This is a genomic window from Acinetobacter sp. 3657 (genome assembly GCF_031456775.1).
In the GTDB taxonomy this organism is placed as follows: Bacteria; Pseudomonadota; Gammaproteobacteria; order Pseudomonadales; family Moraxellaceae; genus Acinetobacter.
The window spans coordinates 522,415-540,225 of sequence record NZ_JAVDVH010000001.1 but is presented as its reverse complement, the minus strand read 5'-3'; the positions used below and the strand labels follow the sequence as shown (position 1 = coordinate 540,225).

The 17,811-nt window shown below is 39.3% G+C and carries 13 protein-coding genes; 1 reads left to right on the top strand and 12 read right to left on the bottom strand.

Annotated features, from left to right (window positions below):
- Window positions 1–9: 9 nt before the first annotated feature.
- A complete protein-coding gene (locus tag J2Y37_RS02470; RefSeq protein WP_349031734.1) occupies window positions 10–1,077 on the bottom strand; it encodes an HlyD family secretion protein in 1,068 nt (355 codons plus the stop codon).
- Window positions 1,078–1,754: 677 nt separating this feature from the next.
- On the opposite strand from J2Y37_RS02470, the gene J2Y37_RS02465 reads away from it, so the two are divergent.
- Window positions 1,755–2,630: a bile acid:sodium symporter family protein gene (locus J2Y37_RS02465; protein ID WP_349031733.1), complete on the top strand. Its 876-nt coding sequence runs from the start codon at window positions 1,755–1,757 to the stop codon at window positions 2,628–2,630.
- A gap of 119 nt (window positions 2,631–2,749) precedes the next feature.
- On the opposite strand, the gene hchA is transcribed toward J2Y37_RS02465, so the two are convergent.
- The 11 genes from hchA to J2Y37_RS02410 all read right to left on the bottom strand — a co-directional run bounded on the left by hchA (window position 2,750) and on the right by J2Y37_RS02410 (window position 17,804).
- Window positions 2,750–3,625, bottom strand: coding sequence for a glyoxalase III HchA (gene hchA / locus J2Y37_RS02460; protein WP_349031732.1), 876 nt, complete (start codon window positions 3,623–3,625; stop codon window positions 2,750–2,752).
- Between the two features lie 97 nt (window positions 3,626–3,722).
- Window positions 3,723–4,736 (bottom strand): NAD(P)H-quinone oxidoreductase, encoded by a 1,014-nt coding sequence (locus J2Y37_RS02455; RefSeq protein ID WP_349031731.1) that lies wholly within the window; start codon window positions 4,734–4,736, stop codon window positions 3,723–3,725.
- Window positions 4,737–4,743: 7 nt separating this feature from the next.
- Window positions 4,744–5,613: an AraC family transcriptional regulator gene (locus J2Y37_RS02450; protein WP_349031730.1), complete on the bottom strand. Its 870-nt coding sequence runs from the start codon at window positions 5,611–5,613 to the stop codon at window positions 4,744–4,746.
- Between the two features lie 154 nt (window positions 5,614–5,767).
- Entirely contained in the window at window positions 5,768–5,998 is a 231-nt protein-coding gene (locus tag J2Y37_RS02445; RefSeq protein ID WP_349031729.1) for a hypothetical protein, read from the bottom strand.
- Between the two features lie 21 nt (window positions 5,999–6,019).
- Complete coding sequence (locus tag J2Y37_RS02440; protein WP_349031728.1) at window positions 6,020–6,673, bottom strand: GntR family transcriptional regulator; 654 nt, start codon at window positions 6,671–6,673, stop codon at window positions 6,020–6,022.
- Window positions 6,674–6,726: 53 nt separating this feature from the next.
- Entirely contained in the window at window positions 6,727–10,332 is a 3,606-nt protein-coding gene (gene uca / locus J2Y37_RS02435) for an urea carboxylase (protein ID WP_349031727.1), read from the bottom strand.
- 14 nt (window positions 10,333–10,346) lie between these two features.
- Entirely contained in the window at window positions 10,347–12,185 is a 1,839-nt protein-coding gene (atzF, locus tag J2Y37_RS02430) for an allophanate hydrolase (protein WP_349031726.1), read from the bottom strand.
- Between the two features lie 760 nt (window positions 12,186–12,945).
- The gene (locus J2Y37_RS02425) at window positions 12,946–13,299 is read right to left on the bottom strand and encodes a hypothetical protein (RefSeq protein WP_349031725.1); all 354 of its coding nucleotides are present in this window, start codon (window positions 13,297–13,299) and stop codon (window positions 12,946–12,948) included.
- Entirely contained in the window at window positions 13,299–14,543 is a 1,245-nt protein-coding gene (locus tag J2Y37_RS02420) for a hypothetical protein (RefSeq protein WP_349031724.1), read from the bottom strand. Before J2Y37_RS02420 ends, J2Y37_RS02425 begins: the two co-directional genes overlap by 1 nt.
- Before the next feature lie 2 nt (window positions 14,544–14,545).
- Window positions 14,546–17,302 carry a type VI secretion system Vgr family protein gene (locus tag J2Y37_RS02415; RefSeq protein ID WP_349031723.1) on the bottom strand — a complete coding sequence of 919 codons (2,757 nt, stop codon included), beginning with the start codon at window positions 17,300–17,302 and terminating at the stop codon, window positions 14,546–14,548.
- Window positions 17,303–17,450: 148 nt separating this feature from the next.
- Window positions 17,451–17,804, bottom strand: a complete 354-nt coding sequence (locus J2Y37_RS02410; RefSeq protein WP_349031722.1) for a winged helix-turn-helix domain-containing protein — start codon at window positions 17,802–17,804, stop codon at window positions 17,451–17,453.
- Window positions 17,805–17,811 lie beyond the last annotated feature (7 nt).

Below are 17,811 nucleotides of genomic sequence, written 5' to 3'. Positions count from 1 at the left end.
TCGCGATGATTAAGTTCTTAAATTCACGGTAGCTTTGACCGACATACCGGGTTTGATCAGATCGATATGAGCGTTGCTGTCTATCGCAATACGCACAGGTATCCGCTGAACGACCTTATTAAAATTGCCTGTTGCATTATCTGGTGGCATCAGTGAGAACGTTGCACCTGATGCAGGTGAAAAACTTTCGATTTTTCCGGTATAGGTTAAACTTGGATACGCATCTATTTTTAATTTAACTTCTTGACCAATATGCATTTTTTCTATTTGTGTTTCTTTGAAGTTGGCTTGAACATATAAACTATTTTCTGGAATAATCGCCATTAATCGTGTTTGCGGGCCAACACGAGAACCTTTTTGTATCGCTAAACTCCCTACCTTACCTGAGACAGGGCTAGTCACATTTGCAGATGCTAAATCAATTTGAAAAAGATCCAAGCTTGCTTTTGCATTTTGAATATCTGCCAAAAGTTGTGCTCGACCTGCTTGTAGGCTTCCGAGCTGCGCTTCTGCTGAATTGACGGTTGCTAATGCTTTGTTTAATTGCGCTTGAGCAGAAAGATATTGGGATTGAATACTGTCAAAGTTTTGACGCGTAATCACGCCGTCTTTTAATAAGTCTTGGTAACGGGCGTAATCCTTTTTCAAACGAGATAAATCTGCTTGTACAGCAAGCACCCCGCTATTCGCTTCATTAATGGTTGATTTTGCCGACCTTTCATTTTGTTGCTGAACAATAAGCGCAGCTTCTTTTAATGTCACCAAAGATTGGGCTTGATCATAACGTGCCTGATAATCACGCTGGTCTAATATGGCTAGGGTCTCACCTTGTTTTACAAACTGATTGTCATTTATGACTAATTCAACAACTTCACCCGAAATTTTCGGCATGACCCATGTCACATCGGCTTGGATATAAGCATTATCGGTAGATTGATAAAATCGAAAAACAAAGAAGTAGTACATTACCCCAATCAATAAAAATAGCGAAAGTAGTGAAAAAACGATCCAAGTAACTTTTTGCTTTTTTTGGACCTTCGTATCCGTTCCCACCTCTACACGAGCTATGGTATCCATATTTTATTCCACATGTTGTAATATAAATTCTTCTATTTCGATTTATAGATTTCTATAACTTTCACTTATTCAGGCCAAATAAATAGTTACAAATATCAAATTGGCGCAAATTATCATGCTCGATGTAATTTAGTGTCATTGACCACAATTAAGATACAGTTGTGCACTTATGCCAATTACTTTTCAAAAAAAATCAGTGAAACAATAATCATTACTATTTGTGCTTTGATCGTAATCCGCCTAACCGAATAGAAATATGTAATTGTTTATATTGAACTTTTACTAGATAAGTGAACACTACAAACCTGTCTAAAATCAGTCTAGATTGAACATTTTGCTTCAAGATCAAGACAGAACGGTCATCACCCTCAATCGTCGTAAATATGTAACCAAACATAGAAAATGAATGCTCAGTCTAAAAGTGACATATTAAAATTTTATGAAATTGTCGTAGAGTAGACACATTCCAATGGAGAAATGCACATATTAATAAGTGAAATTATTTAGTAAAAATAACTAAATTCATGGTGCATAAAGTATTGGTTTTTTAAATTTGTTGCTTGTGTCGTACCAGCTTTCCCAAGAGCGATACAAATCGAAGGATTCGATTTCGTACTGGGTACGACCAAACAACATCTTTTCATATAAATAATATCTATTAAAAGGAAAAAATGATTATGGATTCAGGATTGATCACACTTTTTTTACCTATCGCCCTTGCAATCGTCATGGCAGGTTTGGGTTTAGAGTTAACGGTCAAAGATTTCGCCAGAGTAAGTAAACATCCCAAAGTTGTCCTGATTGCACTGTTCTGTCAATTGGTCTTATTGGTCGGCATAGCCTTTTTAATCTGTAAAATCTTAGCTTTACCACCATTATTGGCTGTTGGCTTGATGCTCCTTGCGGCCTCACCCGGTGGAACGACCGCAAATTTATTTAGTTATTTATATAAAGGTGATATTGCGTTAAATATTAGCCTAACTGCGATCAATGCTGTACTCGCCGCTGTTTTTTTACCTTTTATCGTCAATTTCTCCATCCTACATTTTATGAATGAGGGTCAACAAGTTGGACTACAGTTTTCTAAAATAATGCAGGTATTTTTAATTATTCTAGTGCCTGTTGGTATTGGGATGCTTGTTCGTCACTATGCGCCGCATTTTGCTGAAAAATTGAATCGTCCTGTACGTATTTTTGCCGTCATTTTCCTCGTGATTATTATTTTAGGTGCAATCATCACAGAACGTGCAAATTTAGTAGAGTACATTGGCCAAATTGGTTTAGCCACTGCTCTATTCTGTGCGATTAGTTTATGCGTTGGTTATTTTGTTCCTCGTCTGCTCGGCATTAGCTCATTTCAAGCGCGTGCTTGTGCTTTTGAGATTGGGATCCATAACAGTACGCTAGCGATGACGATTGCGCTTACCGTGATGGCGAGCACTACCATTGCAATGCCTGCTGCGGTCTATTCTATTTTTATGTATATCTTTGCGACTATTTTTGGGATCTGGGTCATTCGTTTTGGTCCTAAGGACGCGGTCACAACACCCTAATAGATTTATTCTTCAATAAAAAACAGCGTATCAAGTGATACGCTGTTTTTTATTGTCACCTTGAAGTTTGACAAATCACCAACTTGAAGGCGGTTTTATTCGTTTGGGGATGTATTCCTTTAAACAATATTTGTATCTGCTAATAAAGCATTCGCTGCATGCTTACCTAAATTGTTTGAAGCCAAAGGACTATCACCTGTTAATAATTTTCTGTCTTGATGAACTTGACCTGTGATTCCTTTATTTAGGATTTCCACACCGAGTTTCTCTAAACTTTCACCAACCAGCCACGGTAGTTGACCCGGCATATAGCCAATATCTATATTTGCACCTGTATCTAAAGCATCTGGAAACACACAGGCTTGATAGCCTTTAAAGAGATAATCGTTTGGATGTTCATCGACTGCCGCTGCAAGTAATGATGCTGGGCCATGACAAAGTGTGATCACATATTTATCGTTTTCAACAGCCCACTTCAACACGGATTTAACGTCTTTACTATGCGGTATTTTTACCATTGCGCCATGCCCACCAGGAATGAAGACACCAACATAAGGAGAGTCTTTACTAAGTGCTTTATCCAAAATATCGGCTAATTTCAGGGGTGCTTTAAGTTGTTTCTCATACTTCTTATAGGTATCCAAAACAACTTGCTCTTCTTTGGGCATCGCCCACATTTCAAGTTTGACTGGATTGCCTGACAGCGTTGCAACATCAAATGCAAAACCTGCACTGTCTAAATGAAACATCGGTAATAACATTTCAACAGGGTGATTACCTGTAGAAAAGAATTTCTCATTTTGCATCAAGATATAACGTTCATCCGTTGCGATCATAAGAATTTTTTTATCGCCTTGATACGGATTTGGATAGGTTGTTCCATCATAATCCGTTTTAGGTGCTGTGTACTGACTCAATGAATATGGCGATGGGAAAAAAGCATTATCTTCAGCAACATCAGGCGTTGGGTTACGATCATCAGTATTAGTTGTCATTTTGAGTGTCCTCATAGGATTGTTTTATTTATACATACTGCTCAAGATTTGGGTCATGCTCAACTGATCTGCATAAACAGGCATGTAATGAATATAATTAGGCAAATTCAGCTTTAACTTCGAGTACAACTTTGCCAATATGTTGACTGCTCTCCAAACATTGATGAGCTTGCGCGACATCTTCAAAAGCAAAAGTTTTATAAATAATCGGTTTACATTGATCTGCTTCAATCAATGGCCATACGTATTGCTCAAGGTCTTCGGTAATTTCTGCTTTTTCTGCGTTGGTTCTCGCTCGCATGGTTGAACCTGTAACAGTCGCACGTTTTAACATCAATTCTTGTATATCAAAGCCATCGACTTTTCTGCCACCCATAAAGCCAATGATGACCAGTCGACCATCTCGTTTTAGCAAGCGTAAATTTTTATTAAAGTAAGATGCGCCAATAATATCCAAGATCACATCGACACCTTGACCATCGGTGCGTTCTAAAATTTCTTTTTCGAAATCCTGAGTCTTATAGTTGATAACTTGAGACATCGAAGCTAGTTTTTCAACCTTATCGTCACTGCCAACTGTTGAAAAATTTTGAATTCCCATCGCATGACATAGACTGATTGCGGTTGAACCAATACCACTCGCACCACCATGAATTAAGACCGTTTCATGATTCTTTAACATCCCGATCTGAAATAAATTTGCCCATACCGTAAAGTAAGTTTCAGGAATAGCAGCCGCTTCTATCAAACTGAGATTCTTGGGAATAGCTAAAGTTTGATTCTCTGGCACAGCACAGTATTCAGCATAACCACCACCATTGGTAAGTGCGCAAACTTTATCGCCGATTTTAAATTTTTGTACCTTATTTCCTACTTGTGCAATAACGCCAGCAACTTCCAGCCCCGGAATTTGTGTTACGCCTTTCGGCATTGGATAAAGTCCTTGACGTTGCAAAATATCAGGCCTATTGATACCTGTTGCGTAGACTTCAATGAGCACTTCATCTTCTTTAATCTCTGGACGATCGCCTTGCACAACTTTTAAAACTTCAGGACCGCCAGCTTGAGTAATTTCGATATATTTCATTTGATCTACACGACTATGATTCATGATTTGTTTATTCCTTATTTAACTCAGCCTGATTAGGAGAAAAACCAAACTGTTTTTTAAATTCTCGACTAAATTGTGATGAGCTTTGATAACCAACAGCATAAGCGGCTTGAGCAACGCTTTGGTTTTCGTTTTGCAACAATTGTTTGGCCTTATGCAATCGAACTATTTTTAAATATTGCAAAGGTGGATGTTGGGTGACTTGTTTGAAGGCTTTATGGAAAGCGGAAGTACTCATATTGGCTTGCTCAGCAAGCATTTCAACGGTTAGCTTGTCAGTAAAATGATGTTGAATATATTCACAAATTTTATAAATTGGTCTTAAATTTCCTTGAGCCACTAGCCCTTTTAAAGCATCTGCACCTGAGTGTTGAATCACTCTATATAAGAGTTCTCGTTTTATTTGATCACCTAAAATCAAAATATCTTGCTCAGATGTAAGCGTATTGAGTAGCCTAAATAATACACTTGAGATGTTCTGATCATACTGAATGACGCTCATTCCCGTCGTTAACGGCTTAAACTGATAATTCTCAAAATAGGTCTTTGCCAATAATTCATTGACAGTATCAACCTCTAATTTCATACCAATCGCAATCATGGGGAATTCAGGACTTGCAATTGTGTCGCAATCAAATGGCATCAATACCGAAACAATCAGGCATTCTCCTTGTTGAAATGTATAGGTTTCTGTTCCTATATAGCCACGTTTTTGACCTTGTAAAACAAAAACTAAAGTCGGTTCTTGCAATACAGCAATCGGCGGTGTGTCATGATCGACTCGCATCAGGGTAATGCCATCTATTGCCGTAGTAAAAAAGCCTTCTTTATGAACGATTTTTAGAAATAGTGCCGTGAGTGTTTGATCATTCATCATGTTTCATCTGATGATTGGAAGTTTGATCTTTATTATTAAATAGAAAAGTAATGAAAGATGTTAGTTTTATGCAGGATTAGGCATGAAAATTAGAGTGTTTTAATAGAATATTAATTTTTTATTCTAATCGTGATAAATAAAACCTAATTATCTATTACAAAATTTTCAATATTTTCTTTAGCTCATAAGCAACTTGGTCTTCGTCGTACATATACGTTCCACCATTAGGTAGATAAGAAGCCAACATTAAAATAGTATTTTCAACTAACTCCTGCTCTGAATTTAAACTTTCAAGCAAAAATTCAATTTTATTAGCATTCTTTACAGATATATCCTTCTTATCTATAAATTTTTGAATACTATAAGTTAACTCATTTTTAAGCATTCGTAATCCATAACTCATAAATCAATAAAACTGACTCGAATCTAACATTTGCAAAGTAATTTTTTTCACTTCATCACGACTTTGCATAATATGCGCTTCAATCGCGTGGATTGCTTCATCCACTTTGCGATCGAAGATAAAACCTAATATTTTTTGATGTTCTTGATAAGTTGCTTCTACACGGTAATCTTTGGAAAAATCCAAACGACGAATAATACGGATGCGTTCACTCAAATCACGATGAATCCTTGCCATTTCATTATTACCTGAGGCACGAACCAATGCGCAATGAAAATCTTCATCTTGTTGTGAGAGTTGTTTGATGTCTTTTAAATATTGATGCGATTCGATCATCCATAAATCTTTTAAAACGGATAACTCAACCGAGTTTTGATGATCCATCTGACAAAGTTTACGAATCGAATCTTTTTCTAACACGATCCGCACATCATAAAGTTCTTCATAATAACGAAAATTGAGCGGTCGGATTTGCCAACCGCTACGAAAACTCACATCGACATAACCCTCTTGTTGCAAACGATATAAGGCTTGTCGGATTGGGGTACGACTCACATCATAAGCTTTTGCAACTTCGGATTCAGTGAAGCGTTCACCCGGCATCAATTTGAAATCAAAGATATCATTCTTGATGCGTTGGTAAACTAGCTCAGACAAGTTGTCTGAGCTCTTTGTTGTTTTTATTTTGGTTTCTTTCATGCAGCCTTGCCTTATTCCATATAGACCAGTGGCTCGCCACTATGTACCGTTTGCCCTGCTCTGCAAATAATGGCTTTCACGATGCCATCTTCTTCTGCATAAACAGGAAGTTCCATCTTCATTGCTTCAATAATAGCAATAGTCTCACCTTTTTTAACCTCCTGACCGCTTTCAACAAAGATTTTCCAGATATTGCCAGTCATCGATGCGTTGAGGGATGAAAGATGGCTATAGTCCGCATTGTTACAAAGTTCAATCTGTTCTTCTGGCTGTGCAGCAAACTCTTCTTTCCAACGGCTCACTTCGGTGGTAAATGCTTGTTGCTGCTTGGCTTTAAACTCAGCAATACTTTCGGCTTCATTCTCTAAGAATTTTACATAGTCCGCATAATCAAATTCAGTTTCTTCAATCTGAATTTCCGCACGACCATTTTCAAAATCTGCACGCCATAAATTCAGTTCATCTTCAGACACTTCAAAATATTTAATTTGATCAAAGAACTGTAAGAACCATTGCTTATTACCAAATTGTTTATTTTTCTTAAACTTGTTCCAAATCGGTAAAGTACGACCAATTAGCTGATAGCCTCCCGGTGAATCCATACCATAGATACACATGTACATACCGCCAATCCCCACTGTTCCCTCTGCGGTAAAGGTACGTGCAGGATTGTATTTAGAACTGAGTAAGCGATGACGTGGATCGATTGGAACGGCACATGGTGCAGTCAGATAAACATCACCCAAACCAAGAATTAAGTAATTCGCATCGAAAATAATATTTTTGACTTCATTACGATGAGCTAAACCATTAATTCGTTGAATAAAATCAACATTGCTTGGTAGCCAAGGCGCTTTGGCACAAACACTTTCTTGATAACGCTCAACAGCCCCTAAAGTTGCACTGTCTTCAAATGCCATTGGCAAATGCACGATACGTGATGGAATCTTTAACTGACTCAAATCTCCCATTTCTTCTTCAAGTTTAAGTAATTGAGTAATCAGTTCTGATTGTGGAATTACTAAGCCGTCATATTTAATTTGCAGTGAACGTACACCCGGCGAGAGTTCTAATACGCCATCGATATTTGCTGCACGAATCATTTGAATCAATTGATGCACACGTAAACGTAAAGCCAAATCCAAAACGTTTTCGCCGTATTCTAAGAGAATATAGCTATCACCTGCTTGGCGATAAACTGTTTTTGGGGATAAATCAGTTGGTTCTCGTTGTGCCAAAATTGTTGTTAACACATCTTGAGTTGGCTCAATCGTCTCCACGACTTTGGTCGCATCAGCAAAGTTTTGGATATTTTCAATTTGCTTGCGTTCTAATTCATTGGCTTGTTCTACCGTGATTGGGTAGAAACGAATTTTATCATCCGCTTTTAACTGTCCAACTTTCCAAAGTTCTGCTTTGGCAATGGTCACAGGACATACAAAGCCACCTAGACTCGGACCATCTTTTGCTAAAATAACAGGGAAATCACCAGTAAAGTTGATTGCGCCAATGGCATATTCACAGTCATGAACATTGGATGGATGTAAGCCTGCCTCACCACCATTTTCTCGCGCCCAGCTTGGTGTCGGACCTGATAAACGTACACCTAAACGGTTAGAGTTGAAGTGTACTGTCCATTCAGATGCAAAAAACTCCTCCACATATTCAGGCCTGAAGAAGTCAGGTGCGCCATGTGGACCATATAAAACTGCGATTTCCCACTCATTGCCATATTCAGGAATCAGATCAGCCGATAATGCTTGAGGCACGTCAGTTGCAATTGGAAGTTCTATACTGGCAAATGTTGGATCAACCATTTTAATCATGTCACCGACACGTAAGGTACGACCTGCATGCCCCCCAAAATTACCAAGTGCAAAAGTAGAGCGACTGCCAAGATAAACAGGCACATCTAAGCCATTTCTCACAGCTAAATAAGTACGACAGCCTGTTTCAACTTGACCGATTTTAAGAGTTTGCCCTGCTTTGACTTCAACAGGTTGCCAAAAATCAATTTTTTCATTATCCAAGAATGCTTTACAACTCGCTCCTGCTAAAGCAATGGTTGTATCCGCATGGAATTTTAATGTTGGCCCAACTAAGGTAAATTCAAACCCTGCCGCTTTAGTATCATTTCCCACAATACGATTGGCAAGCTGAAATGCATAATCATCCATTGGACCTGATGGTGGCACACCAATATCCCAATAGCCTGTACGACCCGGATAATCTTGAATTGAACTCAAAGTTCCTGCTTGAACCACTTCAATCACGTTTGGCGTATAGTTGAAGTCATCCAACATACGTGTCCAAATCTGCATGGATTCAAAACGTTCATCAGAAATAATGGCACGCGCATAATCTAAATTGGTGCTGATCCCATTTAAACGAGTTTCAGCTAAGACAGTTTGTAGTTTCTCAATCGCAGCAGCACGATCTTCAGCATGAACGATGATCTTGGCAATCATTGGATCAAAATATTGCGAAATTTCTGTACCTGTTTTGACCCAAGTATCAACACGAATTCCTTCTGGAAAACTCACTTCTGTCAAAACACCCGGACTTGGCTGGAAATTTTTAACAGGATCTTCGGCATAAACTCGTACTTCAATCGCTGCACCTTTAGGCTGAATATTGCTAAGGTATGCCCAATCAAGTTCATCACCAGCAGCCACTTTGAGCATGCATTCAATGAGGTCTAAACCAGTCACCATTTCAGTGACTGGATGTTCAACCTGTAAACGCGTATTTACTTCAAGAAAATAAAACTCATCGCGATTGGCATCATAGATAAATTCTACTGTACCAGCACTGCGATAATTAACAGATTTGCCTAACTCCACCGCAGCCTGATGCAATTTTTTGCGTGTTGCTTCTGGTAGGTTTGCCGCAGGCGTTTCCTCAACCACTTTTTGGTTTCGACGTTGCAAAGAACAATCGCGCTCACCAAAAGCAACCACTTGCCCTTTGCCATCACCAAAGATTTGCACTTCGACATGACGCGCTTTATCGATAAAACACTCAATAAATACGCCGGCATCTTTAAAGAACTGTTCGCCTAAACGTTTGACACTTTCATAGGCATCGGTCAATGCTTGCGGGGTGTCGCAACGGGTCAAGCCAATACCACCACCGCCAGCGGTACTTTTCAGCATAATTGGATAGCCAATACGATCAGCAGCAGTCAATGCTTCTTCTAAACTATCCAGTAATCCTGTCCCTGGTGTCATTGGCACATTCGCCTCTGCGGCCAATTCACGGGCACGATGTTTTAAACCAAACTCTAAAATTTGTTCGGCAGTTGGTCCCATAAAGGCAATATTATTTTCTTCACATGCACGTGAAAAATCAGCACTTTCTGAGAGGAAACCATAACCCGGAAAAATCGCCTCAGCACCCGTTTGTTTAGCAGCTTGAATTAATTTCTCAATACTTAAATAAGTATCGGCTGGTTTTAAGCCATCCAATGCAATTGCAATATCAGCATCTTCAACATGTTGTGCATAACAATCGCTATCTGAATAAACAGCAACACTAGTCACGCCTAATTTTTTCAGTGTGCGAATCGCTCGAACAGCAATTTCACCACGGTTTGCAATAAGTACAGTTTTAAACATGATGACTCCCCCAATTAATTCGCTGTGTTTGTTGTTTGATGATTCGCTTGACTGTTACGATGCTGGATATAGGCTCTCCATCCACCAAAATGACTAATATTCTCTGCATCATTTATGCCATAAGGCTCACAAATAAAGCCTTTAACCCAACGACCATCTTCTAACTCGACATTGCCCATGCCCAAAGGTGTTGGGATCTCTGCTACAAACTCGCCAAATCGAGCGGTTGGAACATCCCAAAGTTCAACAATGATGCTTTGTCCGTCTTGTTGACGAGCTAAGCCTGGTTTTGGCGGAACTGTGCCGTTTAAAGCATAGAGCGCATAATTTTTAGAGGTTTTTGTGGTTTCGATATGCACTGCATCACGTGTGGTCAATTGAAAATTTAATGGCATCCCAGTGAGATGCGCACCGACCACAGCAACACGGATATGATGAGGAGAAACTGGAGTTACAGAACCTAGAGGCTGAGTCTTATCTAAAGCACCTAACTTAAGTGACAAGTAGTTTTGCCATGCCTTACCGAAATGAACCAATGCCGCATCGTGCCAAGCAGGTGCGATTAGCGTGATGCCAAACGGTAAGTGATCCGCTCTAAAGCCTGCTGGTAATGCCAGTGCGCTGAGATCAGCTAAATTGGTAAAGTTGGTATATGTGCCAAAGTGAGCGTTATATTCAATTGGATGCTGCTGTACTTGCTCAATGGTATAAATGGTTGGTGCTGTTGGTACGATTAAGGCATCAAATTCAGCCAATCGTTGTTGGATTTTTCGAGCAAGATCCTGTTTTAAATATTCTGCATTGTAGGCATCAACCGCTGAATAATTTTCTCCATTTTTAATAATTTCCAATACGGTTGGATCAAAAGCTTCAGGATTAGATTTGAGTAATTCTTCAACAGCAGCAGTACGCTCTGCGACCCACGAACCTTGATAGAGTTGCGCTGCTAATTTCTCAAAATCTGAAAAATCAATTTTGGTGATTTCAGCGTTTAAACTTTCCAGCAATTGCACAGTTTGTTGAAATGCTTTTTCGGCTTGCTGATCACCAAAGAAATTCAGTTGGTTTGGAATTGCAAATTTTAATTTGCTAGAGAAACGTGCAGGCACATTTTTAGGGTGCTTACGTGAATAGCTATCCAGAGCATCGTAGGCTTCGATTTGATGAGCGACTAGATCCGCATCGGCAACCGTTAAAGCAAATATCGAAATACAATCGAGACTTTTACACGCAGGTATTAAGCCACGATTTGAAAAACGCCCTTTGGTCGGCTTTAAACCGACAATATTATTAAATGCCGCAGGTACACGACCTGAACCCGCAGTATCTGTACCCAATGCAAATGGCACGAATCCACGAGCTACAGCACTTGCTGAACCTGAGCTTGAACCACCACTGACATATTCAGCTTTAAATGTATTTGGCACTGCACCAAATGGTGAACGTGTCCCCACTAAACCTGTAGCAAACTGATCAAGATTGGTTTTTCCAATCACAATCGCACCCGCTTGTTTTAACAAACGTACTGTTTCTGCATCTTGTTCTGCTATCTCGGTTAGTGCTTTACATGCGGCTGTCGTTGCAAATCCAGCAACATCAATATTGTCTTTAACTGCAAATGGCACGCCGTAAAGTGGAAATTGTTTATGCAGATTCTCAGCATCTTGAGTCGAGTGATTCAATGCTTGGATTTGTTGTTCAATTTGATCTACCGTCGCAATTGAAATCCATGCATTGTCTTGAGAGTCAATTGCTGCAACTAAATCTTTTAAAGTATCGAGCTGAATCTCTTTTTTTAAGTAAGCCGTTTGCCATTCAAAAATTGTCCAGCCTAAAGTTTTAATTTCGTGCACTTTATGAATCCTATCTTGTATACAAGTTTGAATTAATAAAAGCAGAAACCATGCCACAATTATTTTTTAATATAAATCATGTATTTATGGTTGTGTTATTTTTAGGTCTGATAAATATGCTTATTATTGGTGCTGAAATCACTGTTGTTGCACAATTCTAGAGATAATGCTGAGAATGAAATTTTTATCTAGTATGTCCAAATTACTTTCTAGTATTGCCTTAACTGCACTTTGTCGAAGGTGGTTCTTTTATGATGGGAAACCCCATTACGCACCCAAGGATAAATTACTGATCACGGGACTCTATGCAGCCCATGCTAGTACACAAAGTCACGCTCGATAGTTTTAGCCTAAATGCCTATAAAACTACTTTCAACGACTTTAATATCTATACAAAAGCAACTGGATAGCACAAAGTTGGGATGCAAGAAATCTCTAAAATTAACCATGTTCCTAATGCACCTGCTGGGATCAAGTTGGCAACAAGCCAATGATTACTGTCAGTGGATAGGTGAACAAGTGGGGATACCGATGAATCTCCCAAATGAGGCGCATTGGGAATATGCACAAGTAATCGCGGTGAATACGTTATTTACCCAACCGATAAGGGCGAGTATGAACGATTCCAATTACTATAAAAACCTCCAGAAAAGAATCCTTAAGGACCTGCAATTTAATCTACGTCTAGTTATCTTCATAAAAGTAGATTGTCACAATGCTATCTAGCACAGGCCCAAAAAATTTAATCTCTTAAAAGCTCTTACTGAACTGTAAGCGTATATGTTTTATTGATTTCAGCGCCGCCACCACCAAAAAAGTCCGCTTTTATCGTTATAGTATATTCTCCACTATATTTTGGTGTACCTTTTATTTCTATAATGTTATATCCATCTAGTTCATTTACAGGTTGAATAATTATTCCTAATTCTTTTGGAATATTTGTTTCTAAACTAGCGTATTGATCAACAACCTTACCCCCAGATATTTTTATAGTTTGTTTGTATTCTTGATTAACACTAGCTACAGGCAAGCTATCGGGAGTAATGGTATATTTTTTACCACAGCCTACAAGTATCAACAAAATTGAAAAAATAACGATCAGCTTAATTTTCATCAAAATTTTTCCTTTTTAATAAGTAAGGCAAAAAATACTTTTTTTTCAAAATTATATAGAGATATTCCTGCACCGAGTCTCTGTGTGTTTTCCCCCCAAGTAAACATTTTTAGTCTAACTTCAGTTCTATAAGGATCTGAATAGCTTGTAATAGCTTGTCCCTTTGTATCTCTTAATTTATCTGTCCAGACAATCCAATGATCGGGAAAACTTTGAGTTCCAGAACTACTACCACTACTTAGAAGACTTGCTGATATTAATGTGACTACATAATATTCCTCACCAGCATATTGATTAATTTCACCAATTAAACTGGGATTGTATCCATTAAGATAAAAGGGATATGTTTTTAAACCCTTAAAGCCTGTTCTTTTAAACCAGCTACTTAATTCTGTCCAGAGCGTAATTCCTGCTACTTCTTGTTCAGGATCACTAAGCGTAAGAGCTAAGTTCTCAGATTCACGTAAACTCGCAAATGTAATCCAATCAATTGGCGGGATATTAGGCGCACCATTAGGACGATAGAAATTCTTTACTCGTCTACTTCCATTCAGTGATGGTTTGATATCAAGCTCTCCAATTTTGGTTTGACCTACTTCCCATAGCTGCTTTACTGCTAATTTATATCTGGAAGGACTTAAACTGATTAAACAAAAAAAGTATGCAGCAGGACCACATAGAGATGTCTGATCTTGATTTGGAAGAGGTTCATTTAATCTCGATTGTAGTCCAGCCTCAATTTGAGCCTTAGAAAAAGGATCTTTAGTTTCTCCTGGTCTACAGCCAGAATCAATACACTGAAAAATTCTATTTCGATTTAAAGCGAGTTCAAAATCATTTTTAGAGATGTCATCTTTGACAATTTTAGTTACAGCCGTTGACTCAACGTACGTTGTTACGGGAATATTTTTGTTCTTTGCATGATCTTGATAAGGGTAAGATTCAATTTTATCTGGAATAATGTAACGACTTATCACTAGGTTTTCTTTCCCTGATGAAGTTAGTCGATATAAATTAAGAATAATAACGCAGTCTCTAAGTCTTTCTAATCCTATTTTTGAACTATCGATTTCGACTGGCTTGGTTTGATAAAGCTGATCACCTATTTTTTTAAATGCACTATCTTTAAAAACAATAGCTGTCTCAGCCTTATTGAGCACTGTATTATATATGTAGATATTATATTTCAACAACTTAGTTGAAACATTGGTTTTTAAAATAATATATGGATAGAATTTTTTCATGGCTAATCTATATCAAGTTCTTCATTATTATACAAGTGGATAGATATATCTTCTGGGCGTACAGTATTAAATAATTGAGTATATCCATTTTCATCAGTCAGACCTTCTAGCTTTTCTCCATTTGGCATAAAAGCAATATATTTATGATGAGCAAATGGAATATCTTCTTTATCTTTCAAAAGATACCGTAAATTGTGGTGATTTTTTTCACCATAAACAGGTAACTGAGGAACACTCAGATTCACACTAGAACCTCCCATAAACAAATGCTGCCCAGCTTTACATTCAAACTTTCCACCTGTGGTTGGAAAAATACCACCACCACTAATTTCGAGTTGCGAACTATCGCCAACCATGACGATTTTCTTTTTCGCAATAAAATGTATTGAATCCTCAGTCGAGATGATTTGTATCCCCGCTTTAGCGAATATATCCAGACCATCACTTTGCGCCTGTATCTCAAACTTACCTTTTGCTGCAACCTGTTTAATCCCGCTTTGCGCTGAAAATAAACTGATCTTTTGACTGGCTTGGGCGATTAGGTTCTTTTGTGTGCTCAGGTTAATACTGTCCCCTGCAAATTGGTTCAGTTGTCCATCTGCTGAAAGGTGTATGTCTTCTGGAGTACTCAGTCCAATACCATTCGGTGAGCTAAGTAATAGGATTGCTTCATTGAATTTAGCAATCTTGTCTTGAATTGTCTCGGCGAACGCTTTGAGTTGTTCTAAAGCTTCGAGTTCATCCGTCTGTTGGTTCTTTGCCACTTCACTTAAGGCTTTGGCATTACTTTGATTGCCTTCTAGTTGTTGTTTGGCTGTTTGCGCTTCGAGATGATCGTCTTCAGCTTGGTCTTGTGCATGGGTGGTGATCAGTAAGCCTTCGCCTGCTCGGATCGCTCCCCATTGGTCAGTGCGGAGTTCAAAGCCTTCGCCTCGATCTTCGCTTTCTGCTTGGGCTTTAGGGTGGCTGAGTTTACCGAGATTGAGTTGACTTGCCGCATGGCTGCTTTGTAGTTGAGCGCTGATCTGTCCTGTGGTGTCGTCAAAGCGCAGTTGGTTGTAACCTGAGCCTTGGTATTCTTTGGACTTAATCCCTGCCAGTTTCTTAGTGTCGGGGAGTTGTCCTTGGTCGTCGAATTTAGTCGGGCTACGCTGTGCTTCGTGCAGTCGTCCTGTGACATAAGGTCGGTCGATGTTGCCATCAAAGAAGTCGATGACCACGATCTCACCAATGCGTGGCAGGAAGCGTGCCCCGTAGCCTTCGCCTGCCCATGGGGTTAGTACATCCACCCATGCTGAATCGGTATCGTTGTCGTTGCTGCCTGCACCACCATCATGACTGTGGTCGTCATTTCGAGTAAACAGGAAGCGAACTTTTATGCGTCCCCATTCATCGACATGGATTTCTTCACCTGATGGTCCAACCACTTTGGCTCGTTGCGGGTGAGCTGCTGGACGGTGTTGTAGGGGTTGGTATTCGGGTACAGTTTTGATATTACGACGTTGTAGGGTCAGTTGGTTGGCTTGGCGTTCTCCGCTATTGTTTGAATATTGCCATTGGCTTTGTTCAACTAATTGCCTGATTTGTTGATTTAAGTCTTTAGGTAAATTATTTTGATTAAACCAATCTTTTTTGATGATTAGAAACTCTTGGTCTGATCCACTGTGTTGATCGATTTCAGGGTGTTCGTTTAGTTTAAACCAGTAGCCCACTTGGGTATCGCGTACCGTGGTATTGGCGATAAACTGTTTGGCTTGAGCGTCATGGTAATGACCGAGGTTTTGATTAAGTTTTTCAATTTGGTTGTTGCCTGATGGTGTTGCGCCATCTTCACCATTGAGGTCTTGCATCCATGCAGGCGTGATGCACCATGCATCTTCAAGTCCAAGTGATGCGACATCATGTTGTTGGCTATGCCGATGTTTGCTTTGGACGCTGCCTGCACCGTCCTCTTGTTCTAGGGCATCGGCTTGCCAGCGTTGGATATGGACTGCGGTCGGTTGTAGACTACGTTCAGCAATGAGGCTGGTCATGCTGTCAAATTGTTCGGTAGCACTACTACGGTGGTAACGGATATTTCTTCGAGTAAGGGCTTGGTATTGGTTGTTATCATCGATCAAGCGCAGTTTTTGAGCTTGGATTGGACTGTTGCTGTTGGGAACCGTCAGTTGGGCTTCATCGATTAAAGTGCTAATTCCTTCAGAGGCTAGCAATCTTTGAATAAACGCAATATCAAGTTCATTGGACTGCATCACAAAGGGGCGGACATCGTAATCTTGAGTGAGTCCACTGAGGTCAAGTGTGAGACTAGATGCGAATAATGGACTTTTGGACTGCCATTCCTTGAACAGTATTTGTACGATATCCACAACAGTCTTATTCATAAACACGCGGGAGTTTCGGCGTTTATGCCACAGTGCGGTGGCGTCTTGTAGTTTGAGTTTATATAAAGTCAGTGAACCATCACTTTGCCCTTGGACGGCTTCAGTGATAATACCTGTGTTTCTAAATAAAGTACCTGTGTCCGTAACGGTATCGACAGCAACTTGGCAACCAATGAATTGTTTTAATGGAATGGTCGCGTTCGTTGAAAGGCAGATAAGCTGGGCATTTACACCTTCATTAATGGCATGTACACCTTCAATGCGCTGCAAAAACACCTGATTGGCTAAAGCAGGATTCGAAAATTGAATATGAATTGCACGTTTTTGTGCAGTTAAGCCAAGTTGTTCTAATGCAGAAAAAATAGTCTTGAACATTGCTTCTTATTGAGTTTTTTTAAACGTAAAGGCATTTTACAGGAAAAATGGATGATATGTTCAGACAGTTTCGTCTATTTGTGACGATTTGTGTCACCATTATAGAGTGGATGCCTTTTAAAAATTCACTGGACAATCTTCCTATTCTTCATTTCATTTTCATATAATTTGATAGCTCTTCAAATTCTGATTCGACTGCCTGAATCGCATGTTGCTCCATTATTCTAAATTTATTTAATACCAATTGTCCTAATTCCGTGACCACTGCACCACCACCATGTATTCCGCCAGTCTGAGTTTCAACAAGATTGGAACGAAAACATTGGTTCATTGTCTCTACCAACTGCCATGCACGCCGATAACTCATATTCATACATTTAGCGGCTTGAGATATTGAACCTGTACGTTGAATCGCTTCAAGTAACTCAGCTTTTCCAGGTCCAAAAGCAATTTCATTTTCAGACAATATACGAACATGAAGTTTTAAACGTGCTTTCGTCATGAATAGA

Coding starts and splice junctions, on each gene's coding strand:
- J2Y37_RS02470 (WP_349031734.1), bottom strand. CDS start 1,077: ATGGATACCATAGCTCGTGTAGAGGTGGGAACGGATACGAAGGTCCAA.
- J2Y37_RS02465 (WP_349031733.1), top strand. CDS start 1,755: ATGGATTCAGGATTGATCACACTTTTTTTACCTATCGCCCTTGCAATC.
- hchA (WP_349031732.1), bottom strand. CDS start 3,625: ATGACAACTAATACTGATGATCGTAACCCAACGCCTGATGTTGCTGAA.
- J2Y37_RS02455 (WP_349031731.1), bottom strand. CDS start 4,736: ATGAATCATAGTCGTGTAGATCAAATGAAATATATCGAAATTACTCAA.
- J2Y37_RS02450 (WP_349031730.1), bottom strand. CDS start 5,613: ATGATGAATGATCAAACACTCACGGCACTATTTCTAAAAATCGTTCAT.
- J2Y37_RS02445 (WP_349031729.1), bottom strand. CDS start 5,998: ATGCTTAAAAATGAGTTAACTTATAGTATTCAAAAATTTATAGATAAG.
- uca (WP_349031727.1), bottom strand. CDS start 10,332: ATGTTTAAAACTGTACTTATTGCAAACCGTGGTGAAATTGCTGTTCGA.
- J2Y37_RS02425 (WP_349031725.1), bottom strand. CDS start 13,299: ATGAAAATTAAGCTGATCGTTATTTTTTCAATTTTGTTGATACTTGTA.
- J2Y37_RS02420 (WP_349031724.1), bottom strand. CDS start 14,543: ATGAAAAAATTCTATCCATATATTATTTTAAAAACCAATGTTTCAACT.
- J2Y37_RS02415 (WP_349031723.1), bottom strand. CDS start 17,302: ATGTTCAAGACTATTTTTTCTGCATTAGAACAACTTGGCTTAACTGCA.
- J2Y37_RS02410 (WP_349031722.1), bottom strand. CDS start 17,804: ATGACGAAAGCACGTTTAAAACTTCATGTTCGTATATTGTCTGAAAAT.